16 protein-coding genes are annotated in these 16157 nt (G+C 58.7%); 9 read left to right on the top strand and 7 right to left on the bottom strand.

Translation table 11 applies throughout. The features are described from left to right. Window positions 1-9 precede the first annotated feature (9 nt). The 4 genes from QZR14_RS24415 to yecR all read left to right on the top strand — a co-directional run bounded on the left by QZR14_RS24415 (window position 10) and on the right by yecR (window position 3719). A complete protein-coding gene (locus tag QZR14_RS24415) occupies window positions 10-1386 on the top strand; it encodes a pyridoxal-phosphate dependent enzyme (protein ID WP_093437711.1) in 1377 nt (458 codons plus the stop codon). Next, entirely contained in the window at window positions 1383-2555 is a 1173-nt protein-coding gene (locus tag QZR14_RS24410) for a cystathionine gamma-synthase (protein ID WP_311997954.1), read from the top strand. The genes QZR14_RS24415 and QZR14_RS24410 overlap by 4 nt, the downstream gene beginning before the upstream one ends. Window positions 2556-3063: 508 nt before the next feature. Continuing rightward, the gene (locus QZR14_RS24405) at window positions 3064-3378 is read left to right on the top strand and encodes a hypothetical protein (RefSeq protein WP_311997953.1); all 315 of its coding nucleotides are present in this window, start codon (window positions 3064-3066) and stop codon (window positions 3376-3378) included. Window positions 3379-3410: 32 nt separating this feature from the next. Beyond that, complete coding sequence (yecR, locus tag QZR14_RS24400) at window positions 3411-3719, top strand: YecR family lipoprotein (protein WP_250605442.1); 309 nt, start codon at window positions 3411-3413, stop codon at window positions 3717-3719. 98 nt (window positions 3720-3817) lie between these two features. On the opposite strand, the gene QZR14_RS24395 is transcribed toward yecR, so the two are convergent. After that, window positions 3818-5434: an ATP-binding response regulator gene (locus QZR14_RS24395; protein WP_311997952.1), complete on the bottom strand. Its 1617-nt coding sequence runs from the start codon at window positions 5432-5434 to the stop codon at window positions 3818-3820. A 114-nt stretch (window positions 5435-5548) separates the two neighbouring features. Here QZR14_RS24395 and QZR14_RS24390 point away from each other — a divergent pair, with 114 nt between their 5' ends. Beyond that, on the top strand, window positions 5549-6151 hold the full coding sequence (locus QZR14_RS24390) for a LuxR C-terminal-related transcriptional regulator (protein ID WP_250605444.1): 603 nt from the start codon (window positions 5549-5551) through the stop codon (window positions 6149-6151). 93 nt (window positions 6152-6244) lie between these two features. On the opposite strand, the gene QZR14_RS24385 is transcribed toward QZR14_RS24390, so the two are convergent. Then, window positions 6245-7243, bottom strand: coding sequence for a bile acid:sodium symporter family protein (locus QZR14_RS24385; RefSeq protein WP_064587897.1), 999 nt, complete (start codon window positions 7241-7243; stop codon window positions 6245-6247). 84 nt (window positions 7244-7327) lie between these two features. On the opposite strand from QZR14_RS24385, the gene QZR14_RS24380 reads away from it, so the two are divergent. Continuing rightward, window positions 7328-8116 (top strand): AraC family transcriptional regulator, encoded by a 789-nt coding sequence (locus QZR14_RS24380; RefSeq protein ID WP_150693595.1) that lies wholly within the window; start codon window positions 7328-7330, stop codon window positions 8114-8116. A gap of 136 nt (window positions 8117-8252) precedes the next feature. Beyond that, window positions 8253-9227 (top strand): TerC family protein, encoded by a 975-nt coding sequence (locus QZR14_RS24375; protein ID WP_250605447.1) that lies wholly within the window; start codon window positions 8253-8255, stop codon window positions 9225-9227. Window positions 9228-9350: 123 nt separating this feature from the next. On the opposite strand, the gene QZR14_RS24365 is transcribed toward QZR14_RS24375, so the two are convergent. Beyond that, a complete protein-coding gene (locus QZR14_RS24365; RefSeq protein WP_311997951.1) occupies window positions 9351-10451 on the bottom strand; it encodes a polyamine ABC transporter substrate-binding protein in 1101 nt (366 codons plus the stop codon). Between the two features lie 248 nt (window positions 10452-10699). After that, complete coding sequence (locus tag QZR14_RS24360; RefSeq protein WP_311997950.1) at window positions 10700-12106, bottom strand: purine-cytosine permease family protein; 1407 nt, start codon at window positions 12104-12106, stop codon at window positions 10700-10702. 324 nt (window positions 12107-12430) lie between these two features. Between QZR14_RS24360 and QZR14_RS24355 the strand changes: the two genes are divergently transcribed. Further along, window positions 12431-12916, top strand: a complete 486-nt coding sequence (locus QZR14_RS24355) for a flavin reductase family protein (RefSeq protein ID WP_003225754.1) — start codon at window positions 12431-12433, stop codon at window positions 12914-12916. 159 nt (window positions 12917-13075) lie between these two features. Further along, window positions 13076-14119 carry an LLM class flavin-dependent oxidoreductase gene (locus QZR14_RS24350; protein ID WP_311997949.1) on the top strand — a complete coding sequence of 348 codons (1044 nt, stop codon included), beginning with the start codon at window positions 13076-13078 and terminating at the stop codon, window positions 14117-14119. Window positions 14120-14204: 85 nt separating this feature from the next. Here the strand turns inward: QZR14_RS24350 and QZR14_RS24345 are convergent, their stop codons facing one another. From QZR14_RS24345 to QZR14_RS24335, 3 genes are all read right to left on the bottom strand, one after another. Continuing rightward, window positions 14205-15212 (bottom strand): glycosyltransferase family 2 protein, encoded by a 1008-nt coding sequence (locus QZR14_RS24345; RefSeq protein ID WP_311997948.1) that lies wholly within the window; start codon window positions 15210-15212, stop codon window positions 14205-14207. Window positions 15213-15431: 219 nt separating this feature from the next. Further along, a complete protein-coding gene (locus QZR14_RS24340) occupies window positions 15432-15632 on the bottom strand; it encodes a hypothetical protein (RefSeq protein WP_311997947.1) in 201 nt (66 codons plus the stop codon). A gap of 155 nt (window positions 15633-15787) precedes the next feature. Continuing rightward, the gene (locus QZR14_RS24335; RefSeq protein ID WP_064363466.1) at window positions 15788-16024 is read right to left on the bottom strand and encodes a hypothetical protein; all 237 of its coding nucleotides are present in this window, start codon (window positions 16022-16024) and stop codon (window positions 15788-15790) included. Between the last annotated feature and the right edge of the window lie 133 nt (window positions 16025-16157).

The following is a 16157-nucleotide window of genomic DNA, read 5'->3' as shown; positions in this document are numbered from 1 at the left end:
GGTGAAGAAATGTCAAAGGAATCACGCCCTGCCGTACTTGGGCTGATAGGCAACACTCCGCTGGTTCAAGTCACTCGTTTCGATACTGGCCCGTGCACACTGTTTCTCAAACTTGAATCGCAGAACCCCGGCGGTTCCATCAAGGACCGCATCGGTCTGGCCATGATCGACGCCGCCGAACGTGATGGTCGTCTGCAACCCGGTGGCACCATCGTCGAAGCCACCGCCGGCAATACCGGCCTGGGTCTGGCACTGGTTGGCCGCGCCAAAGGTTATCGCGTGGTACTGGTGGTGCCGGACAAAATGTCCACCGAGAAAGTCCTGCACTTGAAGGCCATGGGTGCCGAAGTGCACATCACCCGCTCCGACGTCGGCAAGGGCCATCCCGAGTATTACCAGGACGTCGCCGCACGTTTGGCAAAAGACATTCCCGGCGCTTTTTTCGCCGATCAGTTCAACAACCCGGCCAACCCGCTGGCCCACGAATGCAGCACGGCGCCGGAGATCTGGGCGCAGACCGAGCATGATCTGGATGCCATCGTCGTCGGCGTCGGTTCGGCCGGCACGCTGACGGGCCTGAGCCGCTTCTTCAAACGCGTGCAGCCGGACCTGGAAATGGTCTTGGCCGATCCGGTCGGCTCGGTGATGGCGCAATACAGCCGCGACGGCTCTCTGCCCAAGCCCGGTTCATGGGCCGTGGAAGGCATTGGCGAGGACTTTATTCCGTCGATCACCGACCTCTCCAGCGTGCGCCACGCCTACTCGATCAGCGATGAAGAAAGCTTCGCTCACGCCCGTCAGTTGCTCAAGGCCGAAGGCATTCTCGGCGGCTCGTCGACCGGCACCCTGCTCGCTGCGGCGCTGCGTTATTGCCGCGAACAGACCGAGCCGAAACGTGTGGTCAGCTTCGTTTGTGACACCGGTACACGCTACTTGTCGAAGGTCTACAACGACCAGTGGATGACCGATCAAGGCCTGTTGCAGCGCAAGGGTTACGGTGATCTGCGTGACCTCATCGCTCGACGTTTCGAGGACGGCCGGGTGATCAGCGTCGGCCCTGACGACACCCTGCTCACCGCGTTCCAGCGCATGCGCCTGGCCGATGTCTCGCAATTGCCGGTGCTGGTGGAAGGCAAGCAACTGGTCGGGGTGATCGACGAGTCCGACATCCTGCTGGCGGTGCACGAAGACGCCGCCCGCTTCAGCCAATCGGTGTCCAGCGTGATGACCGACAAACTGCAGACCCTCGCCCCTGGCGCCAGCCTTGCCGAGCTGGAAGCGGTGCTCAGCCGTGGCCTTGTCGCGATCATCGCCGATGCATCGGGCTTCCATGGCCTGATCACCCGCACCGACATGCTCAACCAATTACGGAGATCCCTCGCATGAGTCAGCACGACGATAAATCCCAAGGCTTCGCGACCCGGGTGATCCACGCCGGGCAGGAGCCGGACCCGACCACCGGCGCGCTGATGCCGCCGATCTACGCCAACTCCACCTATCTGCAAGACAGCCCTGGTGTGCACAAGGGCTTCGATTACGGGCGCTCGCACAACCCAACGCGGTTTGCCCTGGAGCGTTGCGTGGCGGATCTTGAAGGCGGCACCCAGGCGTTTGCCTTTGCTTCCGGGCTGGCAACGATTTCCACGGTGCTCGAACTGATCGATGCCGGTTCGCACGTGATCTCCGGCAATGACTTGTACGGCGGCACGTTCCGCCTGTTCGACAAGGTCCGTCAGCGCAGTGCCGGACACCGTTTCAGCTACGTCGATCTGACTGACCTGGCGGCGTTCGAAGCGGCGTTGCAGGACGACACACGCCTGGTGATTGTCGAGTCACCGACCAACCCGCTGCTGAGCCTGTCGGACCTCGCCGCTATCGCCCGTATCTGCCGCGCTCGCGGGATCATCAGCGTGGCCGACAACACCTTTGCCAGCCCGTATATCCAGCGGCCGCTGGAGTTGGGTTTCGACATCGTGCTGCACTCGACCACCAAGTACCTCAACGGTCACTCCGATGTGATCGGCGGCATTGCCGTGGTCGGTCAGAACGCAGAACTGGCCGAGAAGCTGGGCTTTTTGCAGAACGCGGTCGGTGCGATTGCCGGGCCGTTCGATGCGTTTCTGACCCTGCGCGGGGTGAAAACCCTGGCACTGCGCATGGAGCGTCATTGCAGTAACGCGCTGGATCTGGCGCAGTGGCTGGAACAGCAGCCGCAGGTCAAACATGTCTACTACCCAGGACTGGCGTCGCATCCGCAGCATGAGTTGGCCAAGCGCCAGATGCGCGGTTTCGGCGGGATGATTTCCGTCGACCTGAACAGTGATCTGGACGGTGCGCGGCGCTTCCTGGAGAACGTGAAGATCTTCGCCCTGGCGGAAAGTCTCGGCGGTGTGGAAAGCCTGATCGAGCATCCGGCGATCATGACCCATGCCACCATTCCGGCTGATACCCGGGCAAAACTGGGCATCGGCGATGGTCTGGTGCGTCTGTCGGTGGGCGTCGAAGACGTCGAAGACCTGCGCGCCGATCTGGCGCAGGCACTGCAATCGATCTGACCTGGCAAGAACGACAAAGCCCGCACGAAGCGGGCTTTGGTGTTCGAGCAGGCGGCCAGTGCTGGTCTCTGGCTTACAAGGTTTATCGGGCTTCCCACAGTACCGGGCCAAATGGAAAAGGTACGGCCTCGGCTGCTTCACACGGCATAAGGGCTGGATCTCAGCGCGGAGATCTTTCTAACCGTGTACCTTTCGGAGCGCGCCCCACGCCCCCTTGCTATCCGATTGCGCATCAGTCTGCGTCTTCGCCTACACCTTTGAGCCTAGCAAAGGCTCGTCAGCGCGACTCAGTGTTTTTAGACTGATTCGAGCTTTGCCCGAGTCGGGCAGGAAGAGAAGCGCCTAACGCCCGTCGCTCCCCGCCGCACTAGCACATTTGTGCTAATCGACCGCCCTGCCAGGTGGCGTTATATTCCTCGGCACCCCTCGATGCTCCTCAACGTTGCCAGTTCGCACCGTACGGGATCGTTGTGCCTGGAAATCAGAACAACACCAAGGAAGAAACACCATGAAACTGCATGCAAACCTCTGCAAGATCGCCGTGGCCGGCGCTGTGCTGCTCGGCTTGGCCGGCTGCCAGACCGTCAAACCCACGGAAGCGAGCATGAAAGAACGTGCTCAGACGGTGATCGGTAAACCAGTGTCGAAAATCGACAACATCCGCAACGACAGCACCCTCACCTACTACACCGCCTACACCCCGGCCGGGGAATACAACTGTGAGTTGCCCAGCGGCGTCATCATCGCCGTGGCGAGCATGGGCATCATGAAGCCGCCGCTGTCGTGCTTGCCCAAAGGCGCCTCGCCAATTCCACTGCAATAACGCCCCCGCCCGGTAAAGGACTCCGTTTGCCCATGAAAACCCTGATCGCAACACTCACCCTCAGCGCCCTTTTCCTCACTGGCTGCGCCACGCCAAAACAATGGGAAGCCACCGGCGGCAGCAAAAACGACGGCATCGTCCAGGTCTCCTATGAACTGGGCCAGTTCGAAAGCGGCGAGACCAGCGCCGAACAGGGCCTGACCGTCGCCACACAACGCTGCAAGACCTGGGGCTACAAAAACGCCGAGGTCACCGGCTCGGAGAAAAACATCTGCCGCACCATGGGCCAGTACAACTGCCTGCAGACCACCATCACCCAGGATTACCTGTGCAAACGCTAGACGCTTGACCCTGTAGGAGCTGTCGAGTGCAACGAGGCTGCGATCTTTTGATCTTGCTCTTCTGATTGACATCAAAAGATCGCAGCGTGCCGCAGCTCCTACACGGTTTGGGTTTCGCAGTCGCGCAGCGTTCGTAGGGTCGCGCGCAGTTCCGCCGGGCGTACCGGTTTGGACAGGATGGCAATCTGGCGGTCATGCAGGGCTGCCTGGATTTTTTCCACGTCATGCCCGGTGATGATCATCGCCGGTACCGCCCAGCCCCTTTGCCTGCGCACATCATCGATGCATTCGATACCGGTGGCGTGGGTGCCTAGGTCATAGTCGGCGACGATGATGTCGCAGTCGGTGACCAGATCCCGCGCAGTCAACTCGGCCTGAACCACACAGCCCCAACGTTCCAGCAACGCTGACGTCGCCAGCAGCACGTTGCGGTCGTCCTCCACCAGACACACCTTCAGCCCGGTCAGCAAACCGACCTGTCGCGCCTCTTCGCGATTGACCGTCAAGGGCGGAGGCGCGGCGATCGGCAAGCCGTACAAGGTTACCGCGGTTCCCCGCCCGGACTGCGAACGCAGTGCAACACCGACCCCCATCAATTCACCCAGACGCTTGACGATCGACAGACCCAGGCCCACGCCTTCGACATCTTTGTCGCGCACTTGCCGTATCCGATAAAACTCCTCGAACACCTTGGCCAGATGTTCTTCGGCGATACCGTTGCCGCGGTCACAAATCACGATGGCCAGCCCAGCCCCGCGGCGACGCACGCCGATCAAAACCGGCCGATGCGCACCGTATTTGAAGCAGTTGGAAAGCACGTTCTGCACCATGGTTGCCAGCAACGCCGGATCGCTGCACACCCAATATTCACAGGGCCGCAAGCGCAGTTCCACGCCCGCCCAACGCGCCGCTTCGGCGTTCTGACGAATCAGGTCTGCCAGCCATTCACCCAAATTGAAGATTTGCAGTTTGGGCAGGACTCGCCCGTTGTCGAGGGTGTACAGATCGAGAATCGAGCGGAACAACTGCGAGACGTTGAGCAACGAACGATCGATATTGTCGACCAGGCGTCGCTCCTCATCGCCCAGACGCGATTCACGCAGGCACGCGGTAAATAGCCCAATGGAGTGAATCGGCTGGCGCAGGTCATGACTGGCTTGCGCGAGAAAACGCGACTTTTCCAGATTTGCCGCAACCGCTTCCTCGGAGGCCTTGCGCGTGCGCTCCAGCAGCAAGTGCGCGTAAAACGGGATCACCGTGCTGGTGATCATCAGCATCAACACCATGAACGGTTGCGCCTGCCACACCGGTGTCAGCCGATAGACACACAGCAGCGACAGCAACGCCAGCGCCGTGGCGATTGCCAGGTAGCGCGAGCCATAACGCATACCGTTGCCGAGGTTGACCCAGACAATCACCGCGTACAGCGGCAATGCCGCCTCACCACCGACCACCAGACCGAAACAGGTACCGGTGTAATCGTGGATCATGGCGAAGATCCGCCGCGCCGGGTAATGCCCGGGCCAGCGCACAATCGATTGGCGCAGCACAATCGAGGCCAGCAAAAACAGGCCAATGTAAGTGACCACCGGCAAATAGGTATCGAAGCGCTGCCCCGGCAAAAAACCGAGGACGAGCATGTAAACCACGGCAATCGCGGCGATGATAATGCGCAGATTGGCCTGGTCGAGTTCGGTATTTTTCTCGAACTTCACGGGAAACGTCCTTGTGCGGTATTCGTCAGATTCAGAAGCAGCCTACAGGCAACATTTGCGCCCGGTGTTAAGGTGCACGCATTGAGCAACGCCTGACCCAGGGAGGGTCATGCCATGACATGCCGAATTATCATAGCCGACGATCACCCACTGTTTCGCGAAGCGATGCTGCGCACGGTCCAGCGTTTGCTGCCCGACGCCATCGTCGACGAAGCCGGCGATCTCGACGCGGTGCTCGCACTGCTGCCGTCGGGTGACGAGCCGGACACGCTGATGCTGGACCTGCGTTTTCCGGGCCTGACCTGCATCAGCCAGCTCGCCGGGCTGCGCCAGCGCTTGCCACGCACCACACTGATCGTGGTGTCGATGGTTGATGATGAGGCGTTGATCAGCGAGGTCATGGCCGCCGGTATCGACGGTTTTATCGGCAAGAACATCGCCCCCGAGGAAATCGGCCAGGCGATTCTGGCGATTCGAGAAGGCGAGGTGCTGGTGAAGTTCGCGCCGTCAGGGCTGCTGCCGCTGGAAACCGCCACCGCCCTCACGCCCCGGCAGCAAGACGTGCTGCGCTTGATCGCCCAAGGCAAGACCAACAAGGAAATCGCCCGTGAACTGGATATTTCCCCGTTCACGGTGCGGATTCATGTGTCGTCGTTGTTGCGCACGTTGAACGTGCCCTCGCGGGCGGCGGCCGTGAAATACGCAGGAACTCTGTAGGAGCTGCCGCAGGCTGCGATCTTTTGACTTTGCTTTTAAAAGACAAGATCAAAAGATCGCAGCCTGCGGCAGCTCCTACACGTAGACGGTGTGTTATGGATCGACCTGCGCCATCAACTCCGGCACCGATTCCGGGCGCTTGGCGTAGCGCTGAGCGAGCACCGCACAGACCATCAACTGGATCTGATGGAACAGCATCAGCGGCAGGATCAGCACGCCAATCGTGCTGCCGGCAAACAACACCTGCGCCATTGGCACGCCGGTGGCCAGACTCTTTTTTGAGCCGCAGAACAGAATGGTGATGCGATCTTCCTGGCTGAAGCCGAATGCCTTGCCCAACAGCGTCGACGCCAACAGCACCAGCGCCAGCAGAATGCAGCAGACCACCACCAATCCCAGCAGATCAACAACCGGAATCTGATGCCAGATGCCTTCATTGACCGCCTCACTGAACGCGCCGTAGACCACCAACAGAATCGAGCCCTGATCGACGAACTTCAGCCAGTTCTTGTTACGCCCCACCCACGCGCCGATCCAGCGCCGGGCGATCTGCCCGGCAATGAACGGCAGCAGCAGTTGCACGCTGATCTTCAAGATCGCATCCAGCGTCGAACCGCCATCACCGTGTACGTTGAGCAACAGCGTGACCAACAACGGTGTGAGGAAAATCCCGAACAGGCTCGATGCCGCCGCGCTGCAAATCGCCGCCGGGATATTGCCCCGCGCCAGAGAGGTGAAAGCGATCGCCGATTGCACCGTGGCTGGCAGTGCGCACAGGTAAAGCATGCCCATGTACAACTTGTCGCCGATCAGCGGTGACAGCAGCGGCTTGAGCGCCAGACCCAGTAACGGGAAAAGTACAAACGTCAGGCCGAACACCAGCAAATGCAGGCGCCAGTGACCGGCGCCGGCGATGATTGATTCGCGGGAGAGTTTGGCGCCGTGGAGGAAAAACAGCAGCGCGATGGCGATGTTGGTCAGCCAGCCGAAACCGACGGCGACCTGGCCGCTGGCCGGCAGGAAACTGGCCAGCAGTACGACGCCGATCAGCGTCAGGGTGAAGTTGTCAGGCAAAAAACGTGGGCGAGTCATGGTCGGTTCATCCGGGGGTTGCCAGGGCGTGCCGACGACTCTAACGTGGCTGCGAATTACCGACTAACGCCGAAGGGCCACAAGATGCCGCCTAAAGGACATGAAAAAAGCGTCCGCCGCAGCATTCCCGGGCTGCCCAGCCTGCCGCGTCCACTCTACGGGCGCACCGAATCGCTGCCCAATCGCGCCCTGACCCGGCGCCACAGCCACCCATGGGTGCAGTTGTCCTACGCGATTCAGGGGGTACTGGAAATACAGACCAGCGCCGGCCGCTTCGTCGCCCCGCCCGAGCGCGCAGTATGGATTCCGGCGGGTGTGCCGCATCGGGTGTTCAGCTCGCCGCACACGGAAATGCGCAGCCTCTACATCGATTGCAGCGTCGCCGGATGGGCGCTTGAGCGCTGCCATGTGCTGGGCGTCAGCGATCTGCTCAGGGAATTGATCCGTGCGTTCAGTCAGGTTCCGGTGGAATACGATCAGAGCGGCCCACACGGACGTCTGGCCCAGGTGATCCTCGATCAACTGGCCGAGGCGCCGCAGATCGATCTGATGCTGCCGTTGCCACAAGACGCCCGCTTGAAGCAGATCTACCAGAGCCTTGAACAGCATCCAGAACAGCAGACCACGCTAAGCCACTGGAGCGAGAAGTTCGGTGTCACCGAAAAGACCCTCACCCGCCTGTTCCTGCGCGACACCGGCCTGACCTTCCGCGCCTGGCGCCAGCGTCTGCGCCTGCTCGGTGCGCTGACGCCGCTGGAAAAAGGTGAACGCGTCACCGACGTCGCGCTGGCCTGTGGTTACGACTCGACGTCAGCGTTTATTGCAGCGTTTCGCCAGCAGTTTGGGGAGACGCCGGGGGAGTTTTTTCGCTGATCCGCGATCATCCACGGGGTCAACACTTCGTTAAAACCGAAATCCAACCCAGAAATAAACGATTTTTCTTTCGCGCGAATACGTCGCTAGCATGACCTCGTCTGACCCTAATACAACCAGAAAGAGGGAGCGTGACATGCCAGAAACGAACATCAATATCGGCGAACCGTGGATGTGGGGCGCCTTCATCGTCTTCGTACTTGCGATGTTGGCCCTGGACCTTTTTGTGTTCGGCGGGCGCAAGGCGCATCGGGTTTCAGTGCGAGAAGCCTCGGCTTGGGTCATTGCCTGGTGCTTGCTGGCGCTGAGCTTCGCCGGGCTGCTGTGGTGGTATCTGAACGGGGAGTTCGGCGGCGAAATCGCCCGGCAGAAAACCCTCGAATTCCTCACCGGTTATCTGATCGAGCAATCGCTGTCGATCGACAATATGTTCGTCTTCGTGATGATCTTCAGCTACTTCGCCGTACCGCCGGAGCTGCAGCGGCGGGTGCTACTGTACGGCGTGCTCGGGGCCATCGTAATGCGCGCGGTGATGATTTTTGCCGGGGTGTGGCTGGTGTCGCAGTTCGAGTGGCTGCTGTACGTGTTCGGCGTGTTCCTGATCATCACCGGGATCAAGATGCTGGTGTTTGCCGACCATCAACCCGATCTGGAAAAGAATCCGTTGCTGCGCTGGGTGCGCGGGCATATGCGCATCACCAGTAGTTTTCATGGCGAACGGTTTTTCGTCCTGCAGAACGGCGTGCGCTGGGCCACCCCGATGTTCCTGGTGCTGGTGCTGATCGAGGCCAGTGACTTGATGTTCGCGGTCGACAGCATCCCGGCAATCTTCGCCGTGACGACTGATCCGTTCATTGTCTTCACTTCGAATATCTTCGCGATCATGGGCCTGCGCGCGCTGTATTTCCTGCTGGCAGACATGGCCGACCGCTTTCATCTGCTCAAGTATGGGCTGGCGATTGTGCTGGTGTTTATCGGCGGCAAGATGGTGTTGATGCCGTGGTTGCACATGCCGGTGGAGTGGTCGTTGGCGGTGGTGGGCGGGGTTATTCTGAGTTCGGTTTTGCTGAGCCTGGTGACCACCAGAGAGAGCGAACGCAGCACTGAATAACACACCACAAAACCCTGTGGGAGCGAGCTTGCTCGCGAAGGCGTTGGACCAGTCAACATCGAAGTTGAATGACTCACCGCTTTCGCGAGCAAGCTCGCTCCCACATTTGGATTGCGGTGACGGTTACTTATCGGACTTGATGCTGGTCCACACACGTGTCCGCACACGCTCGAGTTTCTGCGGCAACGGCTGCACAACGTAGAGTTTTTTCAGCGCTTCCGGGGTCGGTGTCAGGTTCGGGTTGTCAGTGATTTCCTTATTGATCAGCGGCATCGAATCCTTGTTCGCATTCGGGTAACCGAGGAAGTCGCTGATCGGTGCGATCACTTTCGGATCGAGCAGGTTGTTGAGGAACTCATGCGCTTCCTCGACGTTCTTCGCGCTTTTCGGAATGGCGAAGGTGTCGAACCAGATCGGCGCGCCTTCTTTCGGCAAGCGCCAGTCGACCACTACGCCGTTTTTCGCCTCTTTGGCGCGGTTGCCGAACTGATAGAAGCTGCCGGAGTAACCGATGGCCACGCAGATGTCGCCGTTGGCGATGTCGGTCATGTATTTGGCCGAGTTGAAGTAGGTCACGTACGGGCGAACCTTGAGCATCAGCTCCTTGGCTTTTTCATAGTCGGCCGGGTTCTGGCTGTTCGGATCGAGGCCCAGGTAATGCAGGGCCAGCGGCAGGATTTCTGTCGGCGAATCAAGCATCGCCACGCCGCAGGATTTGAGTTTTTCCATGTTCTCGGGTTTGAACACCAGATCCCAGCTGTCCACCGGCGCGTTGTCGCCCAACGCCGCTTTGACCTTGGCCGGGTTGAAGCCGATCAGCACCGTGCCGACCATGTAAGGCACGCCGTACTGGTTGCCCGGATCGTTCTTGCCCAGCAGTTTCAACAGTTCCGGGTCCTGGTGGCTCCAGTTCGGCAGTTTCGATTTATCCAGCTTCTGAAACACGCCAGCCTTGATCTGCGTTTCAAGGAACTGGTTCGACGGCACCACTAGGTCGTAACCGGAATTGCCGGTCAGCAGTTTGGCTTCGAGGGATTCGTTGGTGTCGAAGGTGTCCCAGGTCACTTTGATACCGCTTTTTGCGGCGAAATCCTTGGGCACGGACGGCAGGATGTAGTCCGCCCAGTTGTAGACGCGCAGTTCGCGTTGTTCAGCCTGGACAGCGCCGGCCAACAGCGTCAGCCCACACACAGTGGCACCCAGAATACGTTTCATCGTGACCATGGTTGTTCCCCAAAAGGCAGCGTGAGTTCGATGGTTTTTATGTTCTGTACACGGCAGCGGCTGTAAAGGCAGCCAAGGAATAAAAGGTTCAGCGTCTGGTTGTGGCTTTGATTCTTGCTGACAGCGTAGCCGGAGCACAGTGGGGGATGGGCCAAAAGGGGATCGATGTGGCCAATTTGATTGACCGCCGGGATGCGGAAACAACAATGCCCGGCGAATGGCCGGGCATTGTCGTGAAGCGGATCAGCTCAGTCGGTGTAACCCAACCTGGCCGCCCTGCTCTGCTGAGTCTGACCGCGTGTGGCCAGGCAGTAATACAACGGCACGGTGACCACCAAGCCAACCAGCCAGGACAAGTCCGCGCCCTCGACCAGATTGGCGTACGGCCCGACGTACAGCGATGTGTTGGCGAACGGTAACTGCACGAGGATACCGATGAAATAAGCAATGATCGCGTGCAGATTGAAGCGCCCGTAAACCCCGCCATCGGCGCGGAAGATCGAGGCGATGTCGTAGCAGCCGCGCTTGATCAGGTAGAAGTCGATCAGGTTGATCGACGCCCACGGCACCAACACCAGCAGCAACGCCAGAATCAAACCGATGAACTCGGAAATGAAATCCGCCGATGCACCCAGCGCAACCACGCAGCAACCCGCGAGCACCAAGCTCGACAACACGACGCGCACCTTGATGCTCGGCGTCCATTGGCTGGCGAAGGTCTGGATCGAGGTGATGATCGAGAGCACCGCGCCATACAGATTCAGCGCGTTGTGACTGATGATATTGAGCAGAAACAGCACCATCAGAATTGGCCCGAGCCAACCCGTCGACTGCTTGACCGCGACCATCGCTTCAGTGCCTTCCGGAGTGGCCAGCACGGCAACCGCGCCGAAGCTGAAGGACAGAATAGTGCCCAGCGTCGCGCCCAGATAAGTCGCCCAGAACGGCTTGGCAATGCCGATATCCGCAGGCAGATAGCGCGAGTAATCGGAGACGTAAGGCGAGAAACTGATCTGCCAGATGATCCCCAGCGACACCGTCGCCAGCCAACCGGACAGGTTGAAGCTGCCACGGCTAAGAAAATCCGCCGGCAAGTCATGGGCAAAGATATAGATGAAACCGGCGAGCAACGCGCCACCCATCACCCACGTACCGATGCGATTGAGCGTGTGAATGAAGTTGTAGCCGATCACGCCAATCGCCGTAGCGGCGAGTGCACCGATCAGAATGCTCAACGGCGCCGGCACCGAGGGCACGATGCCAACGATAGATTTACCGGCCAGGACGATATTGGAAATAAAGAAACCGATGTAGATCAGCGCTGCGAAAAACACGATCAGCAGCGCGCCGTAACGACCGAACTGGCCGCGACTCTGGACCATTTGCGGAATGCCCATGCGCGGGCCTTGCGCCGACGCCAGCGCAATCACTACACCGCCAATCATGTGCCCCAGCGCAATCGCCAGCAGCCCCCAAAGCAAATCGAGATGGAACACCTGAACCACCATGGCGCCGGTGACGATGGGCAGTGGCGCAATGTTGGTGCTGAACCAAAGAGTGAACAGGTCGCGGGCCTTCCCGTGGCGTTCCGCGAGTGGGACGTAGTCGACCGTATGATTCTCGATCAACGGATCTTGCCGGGACATCTGGGACATATGCATGAACTCGAGTTTGTCTGTTCTTATCGTTGTATGAAGCCAAACCGGGAGGACTCTTTGGTCACCCCTCAGATGCAGACCATATTATGGTATTCCAAACAATTCACAAGACTGATCCGTAGTTTACGGCGCCAGCTGATACGCCATCCTCGCTGAGACCGTAGTCTACGGACCAGCCGAAAGCCCCGTAAATGCTGAGTTTCCGACGAACGCGGCACGTTTATCGGTTCAGCTTAAAAGGCCTTGCAAAGATCGAATACTGGTATACCATCAGACCAACAAACACATAAAAACAGCAACACATCACCCGAGGACCGACCAATGATCGATGCCGCCATCTACAAACAAGTCATGGGCTCGTTCCCGTCCGGCGTAACCGTTATCACCACCCTGGACGATGACGGTCAGATTGTCGGCCTGACGGCCAGCGCGTTCAGCTCGCTGTCGATGGACCCGGCGCTGGTGCTGTTCTGCCCCAACTACAGCTCTGATTCCTACCCGGTGCTGATCAAGAACAAGCGCTTTGCGATCCACGTTCTGTCCGGCGGCCAGCAAAGCGAAGCCTACGCCTTCGCCCGCAAAGGCAAGGACAAGGCACAAGGCATCGAATGGACATTGAGCGAACTGGGTAACCCGATCCTGGCCAACGCGACAGCTATCATCGAATGTGAGCTGTGGCGCGAATACGAAGGCGGCGACCACGCCATCATGGTCGGCGCGGTGAAGAATCTGATCGTTCCCGAACAGCACACCGGGCCATTGGTGTATTGCCACGGCAAGATGGGCGCCCTGCCCGTCCTGGCCTGATCAAAACCTCCAGCCCTATGCAAATCAAATGTGGGAGCGAGCCTGCTCGCGAAGGCAGTGTTACAGGCCACGCAGCAAGCGACTGACACAGCGCGATCGCGAACCGCTCACTCCCACCGATTTTTGTAGCCTCAACAACAAAAAATCCGAGGAAGCGTCATGAAATTTTCCCTGTTCATCCACATGGAACGCTGGGACGAAAGCGTCAGCCACCGCCAACTGTTCGAAGACCTCACCGAACTCACCCTGATAGCCGAGGCCGGCGGTTTCAGCACCGTGTGGATCGGCGAACACCACGCCATGGAATACACCATCTCGCCAAGCCCGATGCCATTGCTCGCCTACCTCGCGGCCAAAACCACCACCATTCACCTCGGCGCCGGCACCATCATCGCGCCGTTCTGGCACCCGCTGCGCGTTGCCGGTGAATGCGCGTTGCTCGACGTCATCAGCAACGGTCGCATGGAAGTCGGCCTGGCCCGTGGCGCCTATCAGGTTGAATTCGATCGCATGGCCGGCGGCATGCCTGCCTCCAGCGGTGGCCAGGCATTGCGCGAAATGGTCCCGGTGGTCCGCGCCCTGTGGCAAGGCGACTACGCCCACGACGGCGACATCTGGAAATTCCCCACCTCGACCAGCGTACCGAAGCCGATCCAGAAACCGAACCCGCCGATGTGGATCGCCGCCCGCGACCCGGACTCGCACAACTTCGCTGTGGCCAACGGCTGCAATGTGATGGTTACGCCGCTGATGAAGGGCGACGAAGAAGTCCTAGACCTGAAGAACAAATTCCAGACCGCCCTCGACAACAACCCCGGCGTGCCGCGTCCACAATTGATGGTGCTTCGTCATACCCACGTGCACGACGCAGACAATCCGGATGGCTGGAAAGTCGGCGCGAAAGCCATCTCACGTTTTTACCGAACCTTCGATGCGTGGTTCGGCAACAAGCAAACCCCGGTCAACGGCTTCCTCGCGCCAAGCCCGGAAGAGAAGTTTGCCGGCCGCCCGGAGTTTGAACTGGAGAGCCTGCACAAGACCGCAATGATTGGTACGCCGGAAGAGATCATTCCGCGGATCAAGTACTACCAGGAACTGGGCGTGGATGAGTTCAGTTTCTGGTGTGACAACAGCCTGCCCCACGAAGAGAAAAAGAAATCGTTGGAGCTGTTTATCAAGCATGTGGTGCCGGCGTTTCGTTGAACCGCGTACTTGAGCCGCAATAAAAAAGGGGCGAATTCATCGATATGAATCCGCCCCTTTTTTTGCGCTTGTCGGCGAGTGGACGTTACCCCTGAACAGCGGCTTTTCGACTCCGGCGCGATTGCTTCAGATTGAAACGCAGCTTGCGCAACCCGTGAACAATGCGCGGAAACCACAGCGTCCAGCGAGTGTGCAACATCACCCCGCAATCACGGCTGTCTTGCCGCGTCATCGAGGTGATCTGCTGCGGCATCGGCACACCATACTTGATGCACTTGGTGATCAGTGCGTCGACATTGCGCTCCATGAAATTCAGCGCAACTTCACGCCCGGCACTAAACGCAGCGATGTGCTTTTTCAACGCTGCCAGAGTGTCGCGATACGCGGCATAACTGCCCATCACGTACTCGACATCCTTATGGCTCTGCGTCAGCGAACCGCTCCTGACCCGTTGAAAGTAATAGTCCGCTGCCGTGGCAAAAGTGGCCTGACTGTGCAGATAGATGTTCATGCTGAACACATGATCTTCATGGGCCCGACCTTCCAGCCGGACCACAAAACGCTCGCACACCGAACGCTTGAAAATGTATTGCCACGTCGCCGCGTGATACTTGCCGGACAAAATCAGATCCTGCAGCAAGTCGCGCCCCGCCTCGAACCAGCCATTGCGGCTGGCAGCAGTGTTACGTCGCAACAGTTGCTTCTCGCCGTCCACTTCGGTGTACGAACGCTTGGAAAAATAAAACAGTTCAAGCGCTGCATTGGCCTGCACTTGCTCCAGCAGCGTCGAAAACAACTCCGGGCTGACCACATCGTCCGGATCGCAGAAGAACACATACTCGCCGCTCGCCAACGCCAGACCATTGCGCCGGGCAGCGCCAACGCCCTGATTGATCTGGGTGACCACTTTGACTTCCGGGCGATGGCCAAAACCAGCCTCAATCACCGCGAGCGTGCCATCGGTCGAGCCGTCGTTGATCAAGATGATTTCATGCAACGGCACGGGTTGATTGAGCAGCGAGTCGAGGGTTTCAGCGATGTAGGACTCAACGTTGTACGTGGGAATGACGACAGAAATTTTCGGGACAGACACGTTGTTGAGCACCTGAAATGACGGCGTAGGCCGATACGGGATTGGTGAGGCAGGGTTGACGTGCGCGGCCGCAGGAAGGCACGTATTCGGATGATTCACGACACAGTGATGCCGTTATGCTTTCGCATGATAAATGGCCAACGGTTGGGGCGTCAAAGAACGAGGCCAGTTGTATTGCAGCGATTCACTGTTGAGGGGTAAACGGGTACGGAGCACTGACTAGTACCACTCAACATGGAGTTCGGCTAACTGCGCCTTAAGCGCAGACTCACTCTCAAACCAGTAATCAAACCCTTCGCTACCACTTTTCTTCAAGTACAAATAATACCCACCCGTGTCGCCAGCACGATCATCCTCAACAATGATCTTCCAGCCCGAGTACTCACCACCCAACACCACACCGTCCCTGATCGCTACCATGAATGCATCCTCACCCTACAAATTACAGCGAATATCGGAAAAGTCTGGCGAAAGCTCTGCGTGATGAGGTACATCATCAGGCGCAGAGCCTGGAGTGGATTTGTGAGCATCCCTCAGGGCCTGTCCACATTTATCCCATCCCCATCTATCCGCTCTCAAGAAGCCCACTGGGTTTTCTCGGGAAACTCGCCTTTTACAAAGAGCCGAGCGAGCTTCATGCCGGCTCTCTCCGACCATTTTCCGCTTACATCCAACGGGCACTCCTTTATGACGCTTATAGTTTCCTTTATTTTATCTAGCCGTATCAGACCTACATCGCCGCCCCGACCAAACGTATACTCAACATAATCTTCAGTCTCTATAACCTTGTCCATCTCTATATAAATAGCCACGTACACCTCTCAATCTAGCGGGGTTGGATAACGTATCTGTGTTTTATCATGAGAAACGCCATAATCCTGTCTAAATATACCCTCGAATCTGGACTCGAAATACTCATGCTTGAAAGGGAACGGGGACAGACCC

This window comes from Pseudomonas sp. rhizo66 (genome assembly GCF_031931925.1).
Classification (GTDB): Bacteria; Pseudomonadota; Gammaproteobacteria; order Pseudomonadales; family Pseudomonadaceae; genus Aquipseudomonas.
This window is presented reverse-complemented; position numbering and strand designations above follow the sequence as displayed.